Annotated in this window: 20 protein-coding genes; 11 read left to right on the forward strand and 9 right to left on the reverse strand. The window is 49.7% G+C overall.

Annotated features, from left to right (window positions below; translation table 11 throughout):
- Positions 1 to 26: 26 nt before the first annotated feature.
- From ACTRXD_RS09720 to ACTRXD_RS09750, 7 genes are all read right to left on the reverse strand, one after another.
- The gene (locus tag ACTRXD_RS09720; RefSeq protein WP_442431613.1) at positions 27 to 239 is read right to left on the reverse strand and encodes a hypothetical protein; all 213 of its coding nucleotides are present in this window, start codon (positions 237 to 239) and stop codon (positions 27 to 29) included.
- 206 nt (positions 240 to 445) lie between these two features.
- Positions 446 to 3229 carry a helicase-related protein gene (locus tag ACTRXD_RS09725; RefSeq protein ID WP_442431614.1) on the reverse strand — a complete coding sequence of 928 codons (2784 nt, stop codon included), beginning with the start codon at positions 3227 to 3229 and terminating at the stop codon, positions 446 to 448.
- A 199-nt stretch (positions 3230 to 3428) separates the two neighbouring features.
- Positions 3429 to 3815, reverse strand: coding sequence for a hypothetical protein (locus ACTRXD_RS09730; protein ID WP_442431736.1), 387 nt, complete (start codon positions 3813 to 3815; stop codon positions 3429 to 3431).
- The gene (locus ACTRXD_RS09735) at positions 3712 to 4020 is read right to left on the reverse strand and encodes a DUF2442 domain-containing protein (RefSeq protein WP_442431615.1); all 309 of its coding nucleotides are present in this window, start codon (positions 4018 to 4020) and stop codon (positions 3712 to 3714) included. The genes ACTRXD_RS09730 and ACTRXD_RS09735 overlap by 104 nt, the downstream gene beginning before the upstream one ends.
- A gap of 89 nt (positions 4021 to 4109) precedes the next feature.
- Entirely contained in the window at positions 4110 to 4316 is a 207-nt protein-coding gene (locus ACTRXD_RS09740) for a DUF4160 domain-containing protein (protein WP_442431616.1), read from the reverse strand.
- The gene (locus ACTRXD_RS09745) at positions 4309 to 4590 is read right to left on the reverse strand and encodes a DUF2442 domain-containing protein (RefSeq protein WP_442431617.1); all 282 of its coding nucleotides are present in this window, start codon (positions 4588 to 4590) and stop codon (positions 4309 to 4311) included. Before ACTRXD_RS09745 ends, ACTRXD_RS09740 begins: the two co-directional genes overlap by 8 nt.
- Before the next feature lie 112 nt (positions 4591 to 4702).
- Complete coding sequence (locus ACTRXD_RS09750; protein ID WP_442431618.1) at positions 4703 to 6337, reverse strand: sigma 54-interacting transcriptional regulator; 1635 nt, start codon at positions 6335 to 6337, stop codon at positions 4703 to 4705.
- 203 nt (positions 6338 to 6540) lie between these two features.
- On the opposite strand from ACTRXD_RS09750, the gene ACTRXD_RS09755 reads away from it, so the two are divergent.
- From ACTRXD_RS09755 to ACTRXD_RS09800, 10 genes are all read left to right on the forward strand, one after another.
- On the forward strand, positions 6541 to 7089 hold the full coding sequence (locus ACTRXD_RS09755) for a carboxymuconolactone decarboxylase family protein (RefSeq protein WP_442431619.1): 549 nt from the start codon (positions 6541 to 6543) through the stop codon (positions 7087 to 7089).
- 66 nt (positions 7090 to 7155) lie between these two features.
- Positions 7156 to 7521 (forward strand): nuclear transport factor 2 family protein, encoded by a 366-nt coding sequence (locus ACTRXD_RS09760; RefSeq protein WP_442431620.1) that lies wholly within the window; start codon positions 7156 to 7158, stop codon positions 7519 to 7521.
- Positions 7522 to 7560: 39 nt separating this feature from the next.
- A complete protein-coding gene (locus ACTRXD_RS09765; protein WP_442431621.1) occupies positions 7561 to 8244 on the forward strand; it encodes a cysteine hydrolase in 684 nt (227 codons plus the stop codon).
- Positions 8245 to 8416: 172 nt separating this feature from the next.
- On the forward strand, positions 8417 to 9349 hold the full coding sequence (locus tag ACTRXD_RS09770; protein WP_442431735.1) for an alpha/beta fold hydrolase: 933 nt from the start codon (positions 8417 to 8419) through the stop codon (positions 9347 to 9349).
- Between the two features lie 59 nt (positions 9350 to 9408).
- The gene (locus ACTRXD_RS09775) at positions 9409 to 10521 is read left to right on the forward strand and encodes an alkene reductase (protein WP_442431622.1); all 1113 of its coding nucleotides are present in this window, start codon (positions 9409 to 9411) and stop codon (positions 10519 to 10521) included.
- A gap of 33 nt (positions 10522 to 10554) precedes the next feature.
- Positions 10555 to 11175 (forward strand): pyridoxamine 5'-phosphate oxidase family protein, encoded by a 621-nt coding sequence (locus tag ACTRXD_RS09780; protein WP_442431623.1) that lies wholly within the window; start codon positions 10555 to 10557, stop codon positions 11173 to 11175.
- Between the two features lie 362 nt (positions 11176 to 11537).
- The gene (locus tag ACTRXD_RS09785; protein ID WP_442431624.1) at positions 11538 to 12068 is read left to right on the forward strand and encodes a DUF5069 domain-containing protein; all 531 of its coding nucleotides are present in this window, start codon (positions 11538 to 11540) and stop codon (positions 12066 to 12068) included.
- A gap of 30 nt (positions 12069 to 12098) precedes the next feature.
- On the forward strand, positions 12099 to 13088 hold the full coding sequence (locus ACTRXD_RS09790; protein WP_442431625.1) for a zinc-dependent alcohol dehydrogenase family protein: 990 nt from the start codon (positions 12099 to 12101) through the stop codon (positions 13086 to 13088).
- Between the two features lie 300 nt (positions 13089 to 13388).
- Positions 13389 to 14249 (forward strand): hypothetical protein, encoded by an 861-nt coding sequence (locus ACTRXD_RS09795; RefSeq protein WP_442431626.1) that lies wholly within the window; start codon positions 13389 to 13391, stop codon positions 14247 to 14249.
- Between the two features lie 100 nt (positions 14250 to 14349).
- Entirely contained in the window at positions 14350 to 14889 is a 540-nt protein-coding gene (locus tag ACTRXD_RS09800) for a hypothetical protein (protein WP_442431627.1), read from the forward strand.
- A gap of 87 nt (positions 14890 to 14976) precedes the next feature.
- On the opposite strand, the gene ACTRXD_RS09805 is transcribed toward ACTRXD_RS09800, so the two are convergent.
- Positions 14977 to 15669 (reverse strand): OmpA family protein, encoded by a 693-nt coding sequence (locus tag ACTRXD_RS09805; protein ID WP_442431628.1) that lies wholly within the window; start codon positions 15667 to 15669, stop codon positions 14977 to 14979.
- Positions 15666 to 16892, reverse strand: a complete 1227-nt coding sequence (locus ACTRXD_RS09810) for a hypothetical protein (protein WP_442431629.1) — start codon at positions 16890 to 16892, stop codon at positions 15666 to 15668. Before ACTRXD_RS09810 ends, ACTRXD_RS09805 begins: the two co-directional genes overlap by 4 nt.
- Positions 16893 to 17406: 514 nt before the next feature.
- Here ACTRXD_RS09810 and ACTRXD_RS09815 point away from each other — a divergent pair.
- A complete protein-coding gene (locus tag ACTRXD_RS09815; RefSeq protein WP_442431630.1) occupies positions 17407 to 21324 on the forward strand; it encodes a PAS domain S-box protein in 3918 nt (1305 codons plus the stop codon).
- The last annotated feature ends 663 nt before the right edge of the window (positions 21325 to 21987 follow it).

The following is a 21987-nucleotide window of genomic DNA, read 5'->3' on the forward strand; positions in this document are numbered from 1 at the left end:
TTAAAGTATCGATTCCAAATCTCATTTTACCCTGATTTCACAAACCCCATCTTTTTAATGCGGGAGAGGAGGATAGTGGGTTTAATGCCGAGGAGTTCAGCGGCCCCTCCGGTTCCGTAAATTTTCCTGTCGGTGTACTTTAAGGCGGATTCGATATTGGCCCTTTCGCGAAAGCGCATACTTTCTTCCGTCAGGACTTCGCCGGGGCTCTCCCCGGTTTTCTTTAGACTACGGGTCATGTCTTTTGTTATCTAGTTTAGACTTTTTGCAAACCCAAGGCCTGCGGCACGCCATAGCGAATACTTACCTAAATAAATAACAACAACAGACACGCCCCATAATTTTTGTTGCTTCACCTACTTCCCTCATGATTGTACTCGCTCAAGCGATTAATTTACACCACACGTAACGGGGAATGTACCCTCAAGGGTTTGTATGCGAGGGCTTAAACGGTATAAATGATGCGCAGGGCGGACAGATGGAGGGTACTGCTTTGCAAATGCTTTTCCACATCGGAAATTTTCGTGTGCAGGAATTGCACTTCTTCATCGCGAATTGTTGGGTTGCGCTTTTGCAGGGTAAGGAGACGCTGTAATTCGTTATCTAATTCTTCATGCATCGAGGCGATGGCAGCATTTCGAAGCATGGGGAGCTGTTGCGCGGCTATTTCCTCAATGTGTTGCACCTGTTTTTTTAAGGTCGCACGCGTGCTCTGGATCATTTGTTGTGCGACTTTCCGATTGATCTTTTCCAGTAAAGTTTCGTAGCGGTCAGGTGGTAGTTGCTGGGTATAGTTTTTCCCGTCCTGGTTGACCAGCAAGCGTAAGGCGTGGCAAGGAAGGTAGCGCCCGATCTCTAATCCGGCGGGTGCAGGGCAGTTCGATTCGAATATGGCCTCGATTAAAATATTGCGAGGCGGAAGGTGTGGCAGGTGTAACGCGCAGACGCTGACCCGGCCTCGTTCTCCGTTCAAAGTCAAGTCGATTGTCGCACCCACTAACGGGTGTTCCCAACTCAGGAAATGCATATCTTCTCGCGCAAGGGCGGTCTCGCGATTGGTCGTTACGGTGATGCCGTCTTCGGGTAACTCAGGAAATTGTGCCACCTGTAAATGAGCGCCCGGTCGTATGATCCAACTGCTTGGCGAATGATCTTCAATTTCAACCCCAAAACAATCAAAGGCGTTTTCAAGGTATCGTAATAAGCTGTTCTCCTGCTCATTGCGTTTGATTTCTTTTATCAACGGGTCAGCAATTTCCTGACGGCACCCACTGAGTTCGAGCAACCGGTTGCGACCAAGGTTGAGTTGCCGGGTCTTTTGCTCGTGCAGTTGCCTGCATTCCTTGATGAACCGGTCCTCATCGAGGTGTTCGCCGGCAAGGTAAGCAGCAAATGGTTCTTCCATTTCGGCCTTGATGTGTTGGCCGGTTACGCAACTATGCTCAAACGCATTGAGTGCATAATTGTACCAGCGGCTCAGTCGTGCGTCTCTTGAACCTGCCGCGACAGGCACGTGAATATTGATATCGTGCTGCTGCCCGATTCTATCCAGGCGGCCAATGCGCTGCTCCAGTAAATCGGGTTGATCGGGTAAGTCGAGCAGGACGATATTATGTAGAAATTGAAAGTTTCGGCCTTCGCCGCCAATCTCCGAACAAATCAATATTTGCGCACCGTCTTCGGCATCGGCAAACCAGGCGGCAGCGCGGTCTCGTTCCAGGAGATTCATGTGTTCGTGAAAAACGCCGGCTGGCAGGCCATGCCTTTCCAGCAGTATTGTAGATAGGGAAACCGCGGTCTCGGCGGTCGCGCAAATCAGTAGGACTTTGTGCGGCGATAGTTCTCGGAGTTTATCGGAAAGCCAGTCAATACGGGTCTCGTTTCTGTCGTCATCAAGTACAGCAGGAATGAAGTGACGCCGGGGAAACCCGCTGATCGCCGCACGCGTGTTCCTGAACAATATGCGGCCAGTGCCGTGTTGATCAATCAAACGGTCGATGAGGTGTCGTCGAAGTATGCGTGCATCGTCATTAGCGGCATTGATGGCTGCCAGGTCGATGGCATCGCTATCATCAATGAGCGAACGTAAATGTGCTAGATCATCTTCAGTCATGGTCTGATGATCGAGTAGAATATTTACCAGCCCGGCAGTCGCGGCATGCTGTTTCTCCTCGGCTAAGTAGCTGTCGAGCGAGTGGAAACGCGCCGGGTCGAGTAGTCGCAAACGGGCAAAATGTCCTGCCGTGCCAAATTGCTCGGGTGTGGCTGTTAATAACAAGACTGAATCTGACTGATTCGCTAACGTTGCGATTTGTCGATACTCCCGGCTGCTCTCACCCGGTGTCCACTCCAGATGGTGCGCCTCATCGACGACCAATATATCCCAATGGCACATGGCCATTAACGGGGCGATATCATCGCGGCAGGCAAAGTGTAGTCCGCATAAGACGAGGGGGAATTGATCGAAAAGGTTTTCAAGAGGTGCCGATTCTTCCGGATTGTCGAATGCCTCGTCGATATGTGAAAAATACTGTTCATCGATTAAGGTGAAGCGTAAATTAAAGCGCCTGAGCAATTCCACCAGCCACTGATGCAGTAGTGGTTCCGGGACGATAACTAACGCACGGTGTATTTGTCCGGTCAGTATCAGACGGTGCAGAATTAAGCCGGCTTCAATGGTTTTACCGAGTCCTACTTCATCGGCGAGCAGAACACGGGGGGCGGTTCTCTTTGATACTTCATGGGCAATATAAATTTGATGTGGAATCAGGCTGACACGTGGCCCGTGTAAGCCAAAGCTTGTTGATGCTTGTTGTGTGGCAAGGTGTTGTAACGTGGCCGCACGAAGCTCAAACCATCTGTTGTCGTCAACTTGCCCGGCAAAGAGTTTGTCTTGAGGTACATTAAACGTGAGTGCATCGGACAGCTCACGTTCATGCATGGTGGCCGCCTCACCACTTTCCCGAATGCCGTGGTAGCGCACTGTGCCGCTGACATGTTCTATTTCGGTGATCGAAAGATCCCAACCATCCATACTTTTAATTGAATCACCGACATCAAATTCAACGCGTGTCAGCGGGGCGGTGGCTTTTGCATACGTGCGTGTTTCATCAACGGCGGGAAATTCAATTTGAACCGTGCGAAAGGCGACAGATTGGACGATGCCCAAACCGAGTGCGGCATCGTTGTCACTCACCCAGCGTTGGCCAGGAGTAAAATCATCCATCATATTCGTTCATCTTCTTTTAAGAGGTAGAGATTGCCTGGCTACTAAACACGAAAATCGATTTTGGAGAGGTGAAGTTAGTCTGCGGCATTCCCAGTCATGGTGATTGTTCTGAGTAGGGTGATTTTCTTACTCTCTTTGAAGGCGAATACCGCAAACGCATACATTTTTGATTTGTATCCCATTCCTACTTAAATTCAAGTTAATGACGCAAATCTAACGGTTTTTTCAATCCCCATTTTTTTGATGCGGGGAGGAGGGTGGTGGGTTTGGGGCCGAGGAGTTCCGCTGCCCCGCCGGTACCGTAGATTTTCCAGCCTGTTTTGTGTAATGCGGCTTCGATGTTCGCTTTTTCCTGAAGGCGAATGTCCTCTTCGGTCAGAATCCGGCCGACGCTGTCCCCATTTTTCTGGATGGGCGTTTTGAGTGAAGACCCGCTGGCTTGCGGCACGGGCAGGTCGAATTTTACCGGTGGAGATCTGCAATCATTTTCGAGAAGAATTTCGCTTGTCCAACCATTTCTTGAAAGAGGCCTGACTCTCCCCTGAGGCGTGGCCTGCAAGTAAGCCTTCAATACTGATATCTTCATCGAGGTCTTCCCAGTGGATTCCCTCTCCTCTGCCAATCAATCTCCAATTGTTTCGTTCTTTTGGTGTCCCGTGAACAAGTCGTGGAAACCATACCGATGGGACCGAAATTGTTCGTCCACCCCCTAAGTCGACACTTAAGGTATCGTCTGTCATTTTTACATCCTGTGCACTGGGAATCTGATGGTCAACGACCGAAATACTCATTCCACCCCTCCACTCATTTTTCATGGGATTCTAATTAGGGAAGAGGTTCGATTTTGTCCAAAGGTTCCAAGCTCTTCGCTTTTTGCCAATCAGAAAAGAAGCTCCTCACGATGAAGCGTGGCCCATTCTGAAACAAGGGCTTGAGCGCGTGCGGGCAATCGACCTGAAACCACAACCAACGTATTTACATCTATGAGGGCTTCATCACCTGCGTACTCGGCATGAAAGTGGGGCGGAGTGTGATCATCAAAATACATCTTGATGACAATCCCATAAAAGCGACAAATTTCAGGCATTCATGCCTGTCTTCAGATTTGGAAACATATCCTCAGGTGTTTTTTTCGTCAGTTTCATATAGAGAGAGTCCGGGCATAGGTCAATTTCATCGCTCCATGAAATTTTTCTGAGAGGTCCAATTCGGACTCCTCTGAAAAAATCCGGTTGATCCCAGGCCTTGAAAACGCCCTTTCCTGCCAGGTGGGACAAGTCGACCTCTCCTGATACGCCGTCATCATAGCGAAGCCACAGGCGGAAACTGGGAAGTGATGTGACTTCTAAAGGTTTCGGCATCTATGTCCTTCCTCTGGGGTCATGATATCACTCAGGGTATAAGAGACCAAGAATTCCCAAATATGAAGGACTATTCCGTACAGAGAGATGTCCGGGATTAATCGTCAATTGTTCACCCTACTTTCTCAATCCCCATCTTTTTGATGCGGGACAGGAGGGTGGTGGGTTTGAGGCCGAGGAGTTCGGCCGCCCCGCCGGTGCCGTAAATTTTCCAGCCTGTTTTGTTCAACGCGGCTTCGATGTTTACTTTTTCCTGAAGGCGAATGTCCTCTTCGGTCAGAATTTGGCCGACGCTGTCACCGTTTCTCTTGAGGGGTGTTTTGAGTGATGCGCCGCTGGCTTGCGGCACGGGCAGGTCGAACTTGACCGATCCGCATCGTGAGGAAATTACGGCACGTTCGATGATGTTCTGCAGTTCCCGCACGTTGCCGGGCCAATGATAGTTTTGCAATTTCACCACTTCCGCCTGGGTGAGTTCCCGTCCTGTGCAATTGAGTTTTTTGCGGACATGGGCCATGAACATACTGGCCAATAGCGGGATATCCTCCTTGCGATTGCGAAGTGGAGCGACTTCAATCGGAAAGACATTCAACCGGTAATACAGATCCTGACGAAATCTTTTGGCTTCCACCTCTTGGGCCAGCTTCCGGTTGGTGGCTGCGATAATGCGGACATTGACCTTTCTGGTGGTTTCCTCGCCTACCCGTTCGTATTCTCCCTCCTGTAAGACGCGTAAGAGTTTGCTTTGCATCTCCAGGGGGATTTCTCCCACTTCATCCAGAAACAGCGTGCCGCCATCGGCCGCTTGAAACCTCCCGGCCCGGTCTTTCATGGCGCCGGTAAAGGAACCTTTGGCATGCCCGAAGAATTCGCTTTCATAGAGATCTTTGGGAATGGAGGCACAGTTGACCCGCACGAGCGGATGCTCCTTGCGTTGACTGCGGCGGTGTATTTCCCGCGCGACCAGTTCTTTTCCCGTTCCCGACTCCCCCGAGATGAGTGCGGTGGCATCGGTGGGGGCCACCAGTTCAATCTGTTGCACCAGGTTGGCGATGGCGGGACTCTGCCCGATAATATCGCCAAAGTTCTGCGCTTCCAGGACTTCTTCTTTTAAGAATGTGTTTTCCAGTTCCAGTTGGGCTTTCAGCCGTTCGATTTCCTCGAAAGCCCGGGCGTTGGCAATGGCCACGGCCACATGATCGGCAATCATCCGGAACCAGACGGTGGCCTCATCGGTGACCGGTTTCCGTTCGAAGACGGCCAATACGCCAAGGGTTTCTCCTTTATAGATGATGGGTTGTCCGTGAAAGCCCTGGATGCCTTCCTGTCTGGCCCAGTCGGGCCTTGCAATCCAGGCGAGATTGTTTTCCATCTCGTTGATAACGAGTTGCTCGCCGGTCTTTCCAATCCGCCCCACCTTACACACCCCAAGCGGAAACCGGGCAAAGTACCCGTCGGTGTTCATCCATTCGGTTTTATCTTCCACACCCGATCGGCCCGCACTGGCTACGAGGTGGAGGCACTGCGTCTGATCCGGACATTCCTCCCTTAACCGGCAGGTGGAGCAGATATCGCCGGGTTTAAGCAGCCAGATTCGCGCCAGGACCACGGTGGGTCGATCCGCCAGCCGTCGCACAATCAGCCATAACAAATCATTCAATGAACGTTGCTGGGCGATGTCCAGCAACAGGCATTTCAGTGAATCCAGTGTGGTGGGTTCTTGGCATTCCGCCTTTGTCGTCGTCATAGCTGAAAATTTAAACGAAATTTCGTTGATGTGCAATGAGTTTTCGTGAAGAACGATTTTTCGTTGTGAAAATAAATTAGTTACTTGTTAAGTTTTTAATAAAAACAGCAAGTTATGATTTTTTAAAGTGTGGCATGGTCATTGTAATACCACGAAAAATGAAAGCAAAAATTTTCCAAACCAACACAAGGAGAACCCAAACCATGACACGATTAACTGCACTCGATCCGGAGACCGCCACAGGCCAGGCCCAACGTTTATTGAAAGGCGTGGAAAGTAAGCTCGGCTTCGCACCTAACATTATGCGGACGATGGCCAACTCGCCGGCCGTCCTTCAGGGATATCTCGATTTTTCGGGAGCCCTCTCGAAAGGCCATCTTTCGGCGAAGTTTCGCGAACAAATTGCCCTGACCGTTTCCGAGGTCAATGACTGCCGGTATTGCCTTGCGGCCCACTCGGCCATCGGCCGAACGGTGGGGCTCAGTGAGGAGGCTATCAGTGACAGTAGGCGCGGCGAATCACTCGATACCAAGGAGGCCACGGCCCTGGAGTTCACGCGGCTGGTCGTGTCGAACCGCGGACAGGTTTCGGAGGAAGAGTTCGCCAAACTCCGCAAGGCCGGGTTCACGGACGGGGAGATCACGGAGATCCTGGGCCATATTGCCCTGACTCTGTTCACCAATTATTTCAACCACGTGGCTGGGACGGAAGTGGACTTCCCCGCAGTATCCGACCTGGAAGCCAGGGTCTAAAACCGTCCAGGTCTTCATTCAGAGCCACCATTACTCAACCGGTAATTTCATGAAAGGAGAAACACCATGAGCACACAAACCACCATTAACCTGCAAGACAGACTGGAAGACTTGTTTTCGTATATCCGGGAAGGCCGCATTCTGGATGCGATCGATGCATTCTATGCGGAAGATGCGGCCATGCAGGAGAACGATCAGCCTCCCACGATCGGACGAGAAGCCAATCTGGAACGGGAGAAACAATTTCTCAGCACGGTGAAAGAGTGGAAGCGCTTTGATGTGACGGCCAAGGGCGTAGGCGACGACGTGACGTTTTATGAAACGGTTATGGACTGGATTACCACGGATGGCACGCCGGTTCATGTTGAACAGGTGGTGGTCACCAAATGGCAGGACGGCAGGATCATCCACGAGCGGTATTATCACAACTAATCCAAAATACTTTTCATCTATTCAAAAAGGAGATTGATTATGGCACTTCCGAATCCAGGAATGGACATGATTCCAGATCAGACGGCGTTAGTCATTACCGATCCACAGAATGATTTTTTAAGCCCCAAAGGCGTGGCTTGGAGCGTCGTCGGTGAAAGCGTGATGGAGAACAACACGGTTGAACATCTGGACACACTCTTTCGAATCGCAAAGGAGACGGGTATCCAGGTGTTTGTTTCACCTCATTACTATTACCCCTCAGACCACGGATGGAAGTTTGAAGGTGCATTGGAAGCGGTGATGCACGGTATCAACATGTTCGATCGTGTCGATCCATTAAGTTTGAAAAATTTTGAAGGCTCTGGTGCGGATTGGCTCGACCGGTTTAAGCCATACATTGCAGACGGTCAGACCATCGTCGTGAGCCCACATAAAGTCTATGGACCTGAAACGAATGATCTGGTGTTGCAATTGCGCAAGCGGAGATTCAGCAAGGTCATTCTTGCCGGCATGTCCTCGAATCTTTGTGTGGAATCACACATGCGAGAGTTGATGGAGCAAGGCTTTGAAGTGGCTGTGGTCAAGGATGCCACGGCAGGTGCCAAAGTTCCCGAAGGCGATGGCTACGAAAGCGCTTTGGTCAATTACAGAATGATTGCCAATACTGTCTTAACTACGGAAGAGATCGTTAACCGTTTGCAAGGCTCAGTGGCAGCTGTATAAGGAAAACCATTTGTTTTATCTCGATGGTCTTTTTGGAAACGTAAAGGCTTATCGATTCAATAGGGTAAAGGAGAACGACACCATGAAACGCTTCAATAGAATTTTTAAACCTCTGATTGGAATTTTGGCTGTTGTGCCATTCGGGCTTATAGGCATGTTGGTTGTGGGGGCGATGGCTTCAAAGTCGGGAAATCAAGACCTAACAACCGCTCAAACCACGTCCGTGGAGATCAATTATCCGACTCTTCATAAAACAGTAAACGTCAACGGCCTGGAGATCTTTTATCGCGAGGCGGGACCAAAGGATGCGCCGGTCATTCTCTTGCTTCATGGGTTCCCGACCTCGTCCCATATGTTCCGCAACCTCATCCCGCAATTATCAGATCGATATCATGTGGTGGCTCCGGATTACCCGGGATTTGGAAACAGTTCCATGCCAACCGTGGATCAGTTTACCTATAGCTTTGATAATCTTGCGAAGGTCATGGAGCAGTTCACCCAAGAAGTGGGCTTGAAATCCTATAGCCTCTATTTGATGGATTATGGGGCGCCGGTAGGGTTCCGCCTGGCAGTGAGTTACCCTGAGCGGATCGACTCTCTCATTATCCAGAATGGAAATGCATACGAAGAGGGCTTGCGGGAGTTTTGGAAACCCTTTCGGGCGTATTGGAAAGATCGTACGCCGGAAAATGCCAGAGCTCTCAAAGGCTTTCTGAATTTGCCGGCAACCAAATGGCAGTATACCCATGGAGTGAGAGATCCAGAAGCGATTAGTCCCGATAATTGGCTGGTAGACCAATATCTGCTGGATCGGAAAGGCAACAACGACATTCAACTGCAATTGTTCTATAGCTATGGCTCCAACCTGTCGCTCTATCCACAGTGGCAAGCCTACTTGCGAGAGTATCAACCGCCAGCATTAATTGTTTGGGGGAAGAACGATCAGATCTTTCCGGCTGAAGGGGCCTACCCGTATAAACGGGATCTGAATAATCTGGAGTTTCATTTACTCGACACGGGACACTTTGCCTTGGAAGAAGATGTCGACCTGATCGCCAATTATATTGGCCGTTTCTTGGATAAACGGGTAGCGGTTAACCGGTGAAAGATCACGAACAACTAAGAATGTCGTTCATTGAGAAACTCATTAAAAGGAAACGGACCATGACAAAACTTTTTGAGCCCCTAACCATAGGTTCTCTGACATTGCCCAATCGCATCATCATGGCACCGTTAACACGGATGCGATCAAAGCAGCCAGGAAACGTTCCACATGAACTCAACGCCACATATTATGCACAACGCGCTTCTGCCGGATTAATAATCTCGGAAGCCACTCAAGTTTCCCAACAGGGACAGGGCTATCCAGGAACACCAGGGATACATACCTCAGAGCAAGTCCAGGGCTGGAAACTCGTAACCAATGCGGTGCATAAGGCTGGCGGCCGGATCTATCTTCAACTATGGCATGTGGGGCGCATTTCTCACCCTTCTTTTCAATCCGATGGTGCTTTGCCGGTTGCACCTTCTGCTCTTGCTGCGGAAAACAGTGGAACGTATACGGCTGATTGGCAGGAAACGCCTATTCTGGTTCCTCGTGCACTTGAAACCGATGAAATAACAGGAATTGTTGCTGACTTTAAAGCGGGTGCTGAAAACGCCAAAGCGGCGGGCTTTGATGGTGTAGAAGTGCATGGAGCTAATGGGTATTTACTCGATCAGTTCCTTCAGGATGGTTCCAACGTTCGTACTGACGACTATGGTGGATCAATTGAAAATCGTGCCCGTCTGTTGTTGGAGGTCGTCGATGCGGTCAGCGAAGTCTGGGGAAAAGAACGTGTCGGCGTGCGTGTATCTCCCTTTAACGCATTTAATGGCATGAGGGATAGTGATCCGATCATGCTGTTCACCTATGTCCTTCGTGAATTGGATACACGAGGTGTGGCCTTTGTCGACTTAATTGAACCGCGGGCAGCGCTCGCGGGCATGCAAGACGATAGTCTTCAAGACACACCACAAACGGCCTCATTGTTTCGTGGCAGCCTGAAGACTGTTCTGATTTCGGCAGGAGGCCATACCCCCGATTCAGCGCTTGAATTTACAGAAAAGAGTTTGGCAGACGCGGTGGCGTTTGGAAGATACTTCATTTCCAACCCAGACCTCCCAGAACGGATTCGAAAGTCTGCCCCTCTCTCCCCATATGATCGTGCCACGTTTTATGGTGGAGATACGAAGGGATATACCGACTATTTGCCTCTAAATGAAAAGGCCGCCTAACGACTATTTGAGTGAGAACAAGGAGACGAAGATATGAAACCACCAGTCAGCGACATCGCCTTTACTCCGTCCGTGAAAGCTGTGCAGGAGCGACTGGGGTCACGACAGCACTATACGCGAATGGAAGAAGGGGAGGGATGGTCGGACACCATTACACCGGAGCTTGCGGACTTTATCTGCGAGCGGGACTCCTTCTATTTCGCCACGGCGAGTGCGGCAGGAAGGCCCTATATTCAGCATCGAGGCGGTCCCAAGGGTTTTCTCAGGGTGCTGGATGATCGGACCCTCGCCTTCGCCGATTTCAAAGGCAATCGCCAATATATCTCATTAGGAAATTTGGCCGAAAATCATCAGGCCTTTTTGTTCCTGATGGATTATGCCACCCAAACCCGAATCAAGATGTGGGGAAGGGCAGAGGTCATTGAGGGTGCCCACGACTTGCTCAAACAACTCACCGATACACATTACAAGGCAAAGCCCGAACGGGTTATTCGTTTTCATGTGGAAGCCTGGGATGCCAATTGCCGACAACACATTCCCGTGAAATATTCACAAGAGGAGGTCGAGCGCCTTATGTTACCCCTTAGGAACCGGATCACGGCCCTGGAAACCGAAATTAAGATATTAAACAGACAATTGCGGGTGTCCGTGTAAACGAATGTCAGTCGATTACTGTCAAAGGCCATGCTGAAATAGGAGACAAAGAAATGAACACATCCGTACAATTCAAGAAATCAATATCCGAATCGATAGGAGTCTGATTATACACACGGAACTACAAGGGAGTGTTGAATAATAAGGATGTTCAAGGGCAAAAATAGCCCAGGATTAGATTACTCATCAAAGGCTCCGGGTCGGTTCAAAAAAGCATGCCCTGAGTCTTCCCGAAGGGTCCGTCCAGCAAGGCCGCAGCCGTTTTTACGCGCGGAGCGTACGCTGAGTACGTGAGCACGGGAAAATGACGAGAACGCCGCTGGCGGCTTTTTTCAACAGACCCTGCAAGGGAACATCGAACCATGAATCATGAATCTGAACAGTGGGAAGAGGAATTCCGGACCCTCTTCGACAGCAAGGTCACGGCCTATAAAAACGGGGAACGTCAGGTGGATGTGATGTTTACGAAACAAGAGGATGATTTTCTTCGATCGATCGGGGCCACGCCTCAGGAAATATTTGACTTTGTGGAGGACTGGTGTGATGCCGGAGAACCCGATCCGGAAACCGCTCTCGCCATTACCAGGATAAGGCGGGACTATTTTTTGAACGATCAACAGGGACAATATTCGAAATTTGTGAAAATTACCGAATTGTTCCCGCCCCGGGAGGCCTCTCTGGCCGGACTGGAATGGTTTCCGCGCATTATTGAGAAAGCCAGAGCCAAGCTTTATGGAGAGTTGCCACCCGATCTGATGTATAGTTGCGGTGCGGATCGTCGATTTCTGAGAAAGGTCAACGTCAATCCCGTTGAATTTCTCCAAATGGTCCGGGAGGCGGAGGACGATGTGGACCGTATCGTGAAATTTGTGACGGAACGATCAAAAACCTGATCGAAATAATTTTTTTGAAGGAGGTAGCTGATGCCAAAGATCGTGCGCTTTCATCAAACAGGCGGACCTGACGTTCTGAAGCTTGAGGACTTACCTTTGGCCGAACCGGGTAAGGGAGAAGTTCGCATGAAGGTGGAGGCAATCGGCCTAAACCGCGCCGAAGTCATGCTGAGAAAAGGCCAATATCTGGAGACTCCTCAACTGCCCTCTCGGATAGGGTATGAAGCAGCAGGAGTCATTGATGCCGTCGGTCCCGACATCACAGACCTCCGGATTGGGGACAGGGTGAGTACGATTCCGTCTTTTCCAATGAGCCAATATGGTGTCTATGGTGAGAGTGCCATCGTCCCGGCCTCTGCGGCCGCTCCTTATCCCGACAACCTCTCCGCCATTGAAGGTGCCGCCATCTGGATGCAATACATGACGGCGTATGGTGCGCTCATTGAATACGGAAACCTGAAGACAGGCGACATGGTTTTGATTACGGCCGCCAGCAGCAGCGTGGGATTGGCGGCCATTCAAATCGTCAAAGCTACCGGAGGAGTCGCGATTGCTACGACTCGTGGCGCAGATAAAAAAGCCTTTCTCCTTGAAGCGGGAGCCGATCATGTGATTGTGACTGATGCGGAAAATCTGGTGGAAAGAGGAATGGCGCTCACCTCTGGAAAAGGCGCCCGCCTGGTGTTTGATCCTGTTGCGGGTCCGTTGTTGGAACAACTCGCCGCTGTCACCGCACCTGGAGGGATTATCTTTGAATATGGGGCATTGGCTCCACATCCAACCCCGTTTCCTTTGTTCCCTGCCCTGGCAAAAGGGTTAACCATACGAGGCTATACGCTATTTGAGATTGTCAAAAACCCTGAAATGCTGAAGCGCGGGAAAGACTATATTTACCAGGGATTGGAATCCAGCGCTTTAAAACCGATCATCGATCGCACTTTCCCCTTAGCCGAAATTGCGGAAGCGCATCGCTATATGGTCTCCAACCAGCAAAAAGGCAAGATAGTGGTGACAGTTTAATTACCCCTCGTGACCGGGTTGCTTTCATTTCTCCTGCGGTGGCTGCCACATTTGCAATAGCCGATTGCCTTATTTTTTCTTGAATAAGGGCTCTTCTTGCATTCTGTAATGACTTCCAATAGTTAAAGCCAGGCCTCCCACAATAAACTGAGGCCAGCAACGTTTATCCCACGCTCTTCAGTTAAGAAGCCAAGTTTCCGACATTCCTAATATTCTCATCACTCGAATTGCTGCTATCCCTCTCCCCTAGAGGATAAACGCAATTTTTGGAAATTCAGGTATTGAAAAATCATCATACAAATGCCAACTTTCTATCCGTTTTTACCTTCCCGAAAGTTTCAAATACAGTTCTTTCTTGCCGGTATGGCCTGTTTGTTTTTGGGGAATCCGACTTTTGGGTGTGAAAAGCCATTTGAAGGCATGGATGAAAATTCCAATCCCTTTTCATCAATTTCATCATCCTGGTTTCCCTCCGGCTTTGTGGGGTATCCCAAACTAACAGTATTTGAAGGAAAAACTATCGTTTTTCTCCCCGTGGATTTTAAAAGCTGTTATCTCCAGCTTGGTGAAAATCCTGTAGAAAATTCTGAGTGGTCAGACCTTGGAAGGACCCACCTCAAAAAAAGTTTAGAAGAATATTTAATGAAAAAGAACTTAGGGAATCCGAAGTTTCTTTCTCTGGATGAAATGACTTTACCCCAACAACAAAATCTGAATGAAGCTGGCTTGCTATTGGATCTACTGCACATAAATTCTGTTAGACATTTGCCAAAAATCCCAGAAAAAAAAGTGTCGGATTATTCGCTTGGGGAGGAACTCACCAGCTTGTACCCCGAGGCCGATGTGTTTGTTCTCCTCAAAGGCCGCTATTACGTGAATAGCCCAGGGAGAGAGGCTGCAGCTATGGGTATTACCGCAGGAGTGGTTGCCTCAACAATTGTATCCCCATTTTTGGGGGGTGCAACCGTGGCTGCTGTGAATTCTTCAGCTCCAGGAATGATGATGGCCCCAAATTTCGTCACTATTAGTTTTTTTGAGGCTACTACTGGCAATCTCATCTGGTTGAAGCATGAGTTGGTCTCAAACGATGCATTTAACCTTCGCAATAGTGAAGAAACCGAAAGGTTTGTGAATTATTTAATGAGAGAGTTTCTGTTTTGATGTCCCAATTGGCTTTCAAATGAACGGGAATAAAGTAGTAAAAGAAAATCCTTGGAATTCGAAATTTGTCCTTTCTTTTGCTACATGGATAATTGTCGGTATGGCTTCTCTCCTCATTGGTTGTCCCTATCACATCTGGGAGCCGGTTGGATCGGAAGTAGGGTTTTCTTCCTTCCAAGTGACTACGGATATCCCACCGGATTGGCGCCGATTTTATGATGGTTCCGATGATCTTTTGATATCCTACGATGGCCTGACACTTCAAAACATTCGTATTCGAGAGGTGTCGTTGGAAGAATTAATCCCAGAAGTGAATAACGAAAAATTATCTGATATGGCTCCCAATGATTTGATCGCTTGGGTTAATAATTCCAGTCCGGGAAATATTTCCATTTTGAAAATTGAAGTTTTGGAGTCAGTTCCCTCCACTCTCAATGGAATTAATGGAAAAAGACTTCTTGTATCAGGGGAGAGCCACAAAGGATTGCGGTATAAACAACTGCATTACGTCTACTTCCAGGAGAGTCGGGTCTATATTTTCTCCTTCACAGCCGTGGCGCGACATTACTTTGATCGAGATGAACCGGTATTCGAAAAAATCCGGATGTCGTTTCAGGGCACTAAAACATCCAAAGGTTAATTCAACTGTTGTTAATTGGGAATCAGACTCTTCATTTCGCCAACTCCTTTCCCATTCCCCCTTCGAGACCTGAAGGGGAGGTTTCGATCATGGCTTCGTCAGGAAAGTGGTTCGGGTCGGCTGCTCATCCATATTCCGCTGCTCGGTTGAACGGAGGCGGATTTTAAAGATCACGCGGCGGCTCTTCTCGCGGTTCACCCTGCTATTCCCATCGTAGATCAAGTCTTGTCTGCCACGGCCGGAAGCTGACGTCATCGCTTGGAAGCATTGATAGGCCGACGGCTCTTGAGCCTCAATGGCCTCCAGCCCCTTCACCATCACGGCCAGGGATCGCTCCTGGCTTAATTTTAAATTATACGCATCGTCCCCGCGATCGTCGGTGTGACCCTGGATTGCGAGGGAATCGATCTTGTCGCGTAAGGGGCCGCATAAGACGGCTGCGTAGAACGGCATCGCCTCCTGTAAAAACTGAACGGCGTCATGAGAAAGTATGCTATGGCCGAATTCAAAGGTGAGTTTATTGTCGGGGACGACGATGAGAAGCGTGAGCGGATCTTGGGGATCGGACTCCAGGGTAAGTCCTAATCGCTCCAAATGGTCCCGAAGGGCTGCCTGCACATTCTCTTTGTGTTCTTGCAATTGCGATTGGGCTTCGGAGGGGTTTTGGGTGATAAAGGCCGCAAAGAGCAGAATGAAGATCATGGCCAGTGAGGTCATGAGATCAATGATTCCGCCGGTCGTGGGAGAACTGGTGTTATCCGGATCCGTCGGGAAACTCATCCTGTCCGCCGGTGTCTGACTGGCCCCGGCCGTTTGGACCAGGAGCTGATTTTATCGAAAAAGCTGATCATGGAAGGGCTCCGAGCGTATGCAGAGGTCTTCCAGAGGGCTGGGCGGTTTTCGAAAGGTGTTGCTGTTGGCATGGGTTGCAGGTTGGCTTCCTTGAGACATTTGGTGAGGCTGTGAATGGCATCGTTCAAATCATTGAGGGGACCATGAAGCCGGTCGGTCATGACGCGTGGAAGTTCCGACAGGGTTCGTCGGATTTCGGCATGTTGTTCCTGCTGCAATGTCGTCAACGTTTGAATGGCCGCTGTTAAATCGGCCGTTGAGCCGGCAAGCCCGTTTGTCTCCCATCCGGCCAGGTGTGGGCGGCTTTCTCCGTTGGAGGCCGAATGATCTTTTGGGGATCGGCCTTGGATGGCCGTGAGTTGCTCTAACATTTGCTCCATGGTTTTTCGAGGAAAGAGTTGATCAATGAGACCAAGAAAAATGTAATGGTCGTTTATCAGTCGGGCCATGAGCGGTTTTTCAATGAACGTGAAGACATTGGCCACAATAAGTCCGACGATGGATGTCAGGAACTTTCCTGCCAGCCCGTTTATCAGCCCCTGAATTCCGACAATCTCACTTCCCTCGGCATGCAGCTTGCCAAGGCCGATAAACAAGGCGAGAAAGGTCAGCAGTAACCCGAGACCCGTGATGAACGAAGGCAACTGTCGATAGAACGGCAGATTCACATGTTTGGCAATGAGGGCTTCTTGAGTAAACACCTCTGCGGCGCGTTTTGTGCTGAATATCCGCGGGTCGACAAACCACGGGACGTGTTCAAGAATGAGTGTCATTCGGTATTGCGCCCATGCATCGCGAAAGATGGGTTCCTGTTGCATTCCCGAGTCGAGCGTGTGGATGTCTTCACTGTCCAGCCGGCTCGAAGGGGATGCCGCCCGGTCCACATGGGTTGAGTACCCCTTTCCCGGGTGATGCGTGAAGCGATGGCGATCGATTTCCTTTCGTTCCTTGGCGAGTGCGTCCAACATGGGGCGTACTCGATTGAACGCGAGACGAACCGAAGCCGTTTCCTTTCGCATCTTGAGAATGTGCCACAGAAAAAATACTACAATCCCAACAGACCCCAGCCAACTCAGCATGGGGCTGTTCGGGCCTCCCAGGAAGGTCACGTCACGGCTCAAAAATTCCCACAGGCCAAACGTAGAGGGCATCTTGTCCTCAGCCTTTCGCTAATAATTGCCTACGGCTTATGCATGGCAGAGTTGTTGATCGTTGAATTCGTATACAGCGTTCTCAAGTTTCGTGCCGTCGCTAAAGCCAGTAGAAACTCATTAAATAAAGGAATTTTTGTGAATGTTAGGAATCTTGAGAGGGGCATTGGGCAAAGAGTGCCTCCTGTATCGGCAAGTTGGTCCTCAAAAAAAAACGCACCTCCAATCATGGTTCCCCATAAATCCTGACACAATCCTTTTCCCTCTGGTCCCAGACTGTCATCCTCATCCGGTGCCAAAGGTTGCCAGACCGTTGGTTTTGTTGATGTCCAAAGAGTCCCCTCATGTTCATGGTTAGGGAAACCTACAAGGAAAATTTTCTTTTTAAATGCGTGATAGAGCCAATGGGTTTGACCCTTTCTTCAAATGGCGTACAATAACTCCACGATTCCGGCCAAGCTTCTCTGTTGAAGGACATTTTTAGCGGAACATAGGGAAAAGAAAAGGAAGAAAGATGGAGGCTCTGAGAACCACCACACCCACTATCCTTGTTGTGGATGACGAGGTGGACATTTGTCTGGCTTTGAGTGATCTGCTGGAAAGTGAAGGGTATCGGGTTGAGACCGTGGAGACCGGAAGCGAAGCGTTACGTCGGGTTTCCCCCGTTCATTCCTATAGTGCCGTCATTCTAGATTTAGGTCTGCCTGACCTTGATGGGTTGATTGTCCTTCAACGGCTGTATGGACAGGATCCCACCCTTCCTGTGGTCATTCTTACGGCGCATGGCGATCAAAAGGAAAAGATCCTCACTCTGCAACATCATGCATTTGCCCATTTGATCAAACCCTATGACCGGCAAGAGGTGGTTGAGATGGTGCATCGCGCGGTTGCGGCCAAGGATTTGACTTGGAAGGCCGCGCAGGCGGAAGAGGCGCTCACCTCCAGTGAATCGAAACGCCAGCTCGAACAGCAACGTACGCAAGCAATGCTTTCCGAAAGTGAGCAACGGCTGACGTTGGCCTTGAAGGCGGGAAATATGGGGATTTGGGACTGGCATATTCCGACCGGTCATCTTATCTGGTCGGAGGAAGTTGCCGGGCTCTTCGGGTTAGCGCACGGGATGTTTGATGAAACCTTTGATGCTTACGAAAACTGCATTCATCCTGATGATCGCCCGGTGCTTAAAGAAATCATTGGGAGAACGCTGGAGACCGGGGCGCCTTATGAAGTCGAGCATCGAATCGTGTGGCCAACCGGGGAGATCCGATGGATCGCCTGCAAGGGGCAGGTTGTTAAAGATCAGGATGGTCTCCACCAACGAATGCTCGGCATCGTTCAAGATATCACCACCCGAAAACAGGCAGAGATCCATTTGCAGGACAGTCAACGGTTTATGACCTCCATTGTGGATAACCTCCCGCATATGATTTTTGTTAAAGATGCCAAAGATCTCCGCTTTATCCTCTTTAATCAAGCCGGAGAAAAGCTCATTGGCTATTCCAAGGAGGCGATGATCGGGAAAACCGATTACGATTTGTTCCCCAAATCGGAAGCAGACTTTTATACCAGGAAAGATCGAGAAGTCTTACCAGGTAAAACCCTGATTGATATCCCGGAGGAAGTAATTCACACCCAATCTCATGGGACACGGTATCTGCATACCAAAAAAATTCCGATCTTAGATGGTCAGGGAGCCCCTCAATATCTTTTAGGAATTTCGGAGGATATTACTGAGCAGAAGCAGGCAGAATTGGAACGGACAGAACGTGAAACCTTGTTACACCTTATTTTTGAAATGGGGCCGGGTTGCATTAAACGGGTTGCCGCGGATGGAACCCTGCTCCACATCAATCCTGCGGGGGTGGATTTAATCGAAGCGACAAATGCCGAGGAGGTGCTTGGACGTTCCGTCTTTGACCTCGTCGTGCCTGAGCATCTGGATGCCTTTAAGCAGATGCATCACGAGGTGATACAGGGGAAGAAACAGACCCTTCAATTTGAGGTCCAGAGCCTCAAAGGTACCAGAAGTTGGATAGAAACCTATGCGGTGCCATTCAAGAATCCCATCACAAATGAAGTGGAGCATTTAGCGGTCACACATGATATTACGGAACGGAAAAAGTCAGAGGAGCAGGCTCAGCGGTTGTCCCGGCAGAACGAACTGATCCTGTCTTCGGCTGGTGACGGAATCTATGGATTGGATCTACAAGGTCGGACGACCTTTGTGAATCCCGCTGGGGCAAAAATGTTAGGGTATGAGCGCCAGGAGCTCATTGGATCCTTTATGCATGGAACCGTCCATCATTCTAAGCCCGATGGTTCTCCCTATCCCAGCGAAGCCTGCCCTATGTATGCGGTCTATTCGGACGGTGTTATTCGTCAGGTAGAAGATGAAGTCTTGTGGCGCAAAGACGGCACCAGTTTTCCTGTGGATTATACCAGCACGCCAATTTGGCAGGATGGGAATCTGGCAGGAGCGGTCGTCACCTTTCGAGATATTTCCGAGCGCAAGCAAGCGGAGGAAATATTTAATAAATCGAGGCAGGATTTTCAGGGATTAGTCGATTCTCTTGGAGGTGTTGTGTGGGAATGTGATTTTCCCTCGTTTCGCTTTACCTTCGTCAGTCAAGAGGCCGAGCGCATGTTGGGATATCCCATAGCTGACTGGTTAGGGGAACCCGATTTTTTCTGCAATCGTCTCCATGCCACGGATCAGACCCGGGTGGTGGAATATTGTCGAGAGGCGACCCTCCGGAAAGAGAACCATGAAATTGAATATCGATTTTTTCATGCGAATGGGGAGGAGATTTGGTTGAGGGATCTGGTGACCGTGGTGGTAGAGCATGATCAACCCGTGAAATTACGTGGAGTGATGTTTAATATTACTCAGACTAAGGAGGCAGAGACCGTTCTTCAGGAGAGTGAAGAACGGTTCAGACTTTTAAATGAAGCGATTCCGCAGCAGGTATGGACGGCACGCCCTGATGGGTCTTTAGATTATGTTAATCGACGGGTTCTCGAGTATTTCGGCTCATCCTTTGAGGAGATGATCGGTCATGGGTGGCAGCAATATCTGCATCCGGATGATCTGCCTGGATGTCTGGATTGCTGGGCCAGGGCACGCGAAACCAACCAACCCTACGAAATCGAATTTCGGCTACTGCGGGGGGCAGACCATGTTTTCCGATGGCATCTCGGGCGGGCTCTTCCTGTTTTTAATCCAGAGGGGCAGGTGGTGAAATGGTTTGGATCCAACACAGATATCACGCAATTGAAACAATTGGAAAATCAGGTTCGCCAATCTCAAAAAATGGAGGCCATTGGGACCTTGGCAGGTGGTATTGCCCATGATTTTAATAACATTCTTATGGCGATCATTGGCTATACGGAACTTGCCAAACAGAGTGCCAGGGAAAATATCAGGGCACAAAAGAATCTTGATGAGGTGTTGGTTGCCGGGCAGCGCGCCAAGGAATTGGTTCAGCAAATTTTGACATTTAGTCGGCAAACCGAACAAATGCAGCAGCAGTTTGACCTTCAACTGTTGGTCAAGGAAATTGGCAAATTCCTTCGTGCCACGTTCCCGGCGACCATTGACATTCGGCAACAGTTCACTGAGGCCACCTCAATCATATTAGGAGATCCTATCCAAATGCATCAGGTGTTGATGAACTTGTGTGCCAACGCCGAATACGCCATGCGGGGAAGCGGAGGTCTTCTTGAATTGAAGTTGGAGCGTGTGATTGGTGAACCTGATGGTATCGGCGCACATCCTGATCTAAAGGGAGGTGCCTATGTATGTCTGACGGTTCGAGATACCGGAACGGGTATGACTCCGGATGTCGTCCAACGCATCTTTGATCCCTTCTTTACCACGAAGAGGGTCGGTGAAGGGACGGGAATGGGCTTGGCCGTGGTCCATGGAATCGTCATCAGTTATGGCGGTGTTATTAAGGTGGAGAGTGAACCTGGACAGGGAACTATGTTTAGCATTTATTTCCCGGAGATGGAGGCGGCGAATTGTCCAGGGGAATATACTCCATTGCCACAAGAAGTGTTCATGGGCCGAGGGCATATTCTTTTTGTGGAAGATGAGGAGCCCCTCGCCAGGCTTGGGGAGGAGGCCATGAAGGGGTTGGGGTATGAGGTCATGGTGCGCACGAGTAGCGTTGAAGCTCTGGAAACCTTTCGGGCCGATCCCTTTCGATTTGATGCGGTGGTGACCGATCAAACGATGCCGCATATCACGGGGGAATCTCTGGCGCGTCAATTATTAGAACTCAGACCCGACGTGCCTATTATTCTGTGTACGGGTTTTAGTCACAGTATGACCTCGGAAAAGGCCAAGGCCATGGGGATTCGGGCTTTTCTTTTAAAGCCGCTGTTGATCAAGGATCTCGCGTGGACTCTTCGGGAGGTTCTTGATTCATGACTGGTCGAAGGTGATTTCGTCGTTTCGGCCGTGAGGAAATCTCGTCATGCCTCTGTTTGGGACGGGAGGAGTTCATTCCCCAGATTTGCGGTGAGGTCCGAAATTCCCGTTTCAGAACTTTTTCTTCCTTCATCACCCCCACCAACAATTTTTTCTGCAGACGCGTCATCAGAAACCTGACGCTCGAAAGGTGTACTCAGCAACTATGGGCCTAAGATATTCCAGGGCTGTTGAAATAAGCGACCGTGCACCTCTTTTTTCTTCCATTTTAACCCCGCATTCCGGCCCCACAGGCCATCCAACGTTTCCAAAATCAGAATAGGAGCGAATTTGTACTGTTCATGAAAATTCGATTGTGGCGGATTCCCAAGTCACTATATTGGATTCCTTTACATTCAGAAGGCTTCATTGAAAGGGTTTCCTTCTTCGCTCTTTACGTCCTGCAGGTAACGAACCGGTCGTTCTCCCATTTGCTGGATGGAGTGTGCGGCTGAAATACAAGAAGTCCGACTACAGTATTGGCGTTCGAATTTTCTTATGACCGTTTCTGAGAGAATTAGTCATGAATGGTGAAGAGGCTGTCATTCAAGCGTATGAACATGCCGTCAAAATGGCCCGTGATGTCACGCGATACGCACGTCAAAATAGAAGGCCGCGGTGGAA

The sequence above is a fragment of the Nitrospira sp. T9 genome, assembly GCF_052156535.1.
Classification (GTDB): domain Bacteria; phylum Nitrospirota; class Nitrospiria; order Nitrospirales; family UBA8639; genus Nitrospira_E.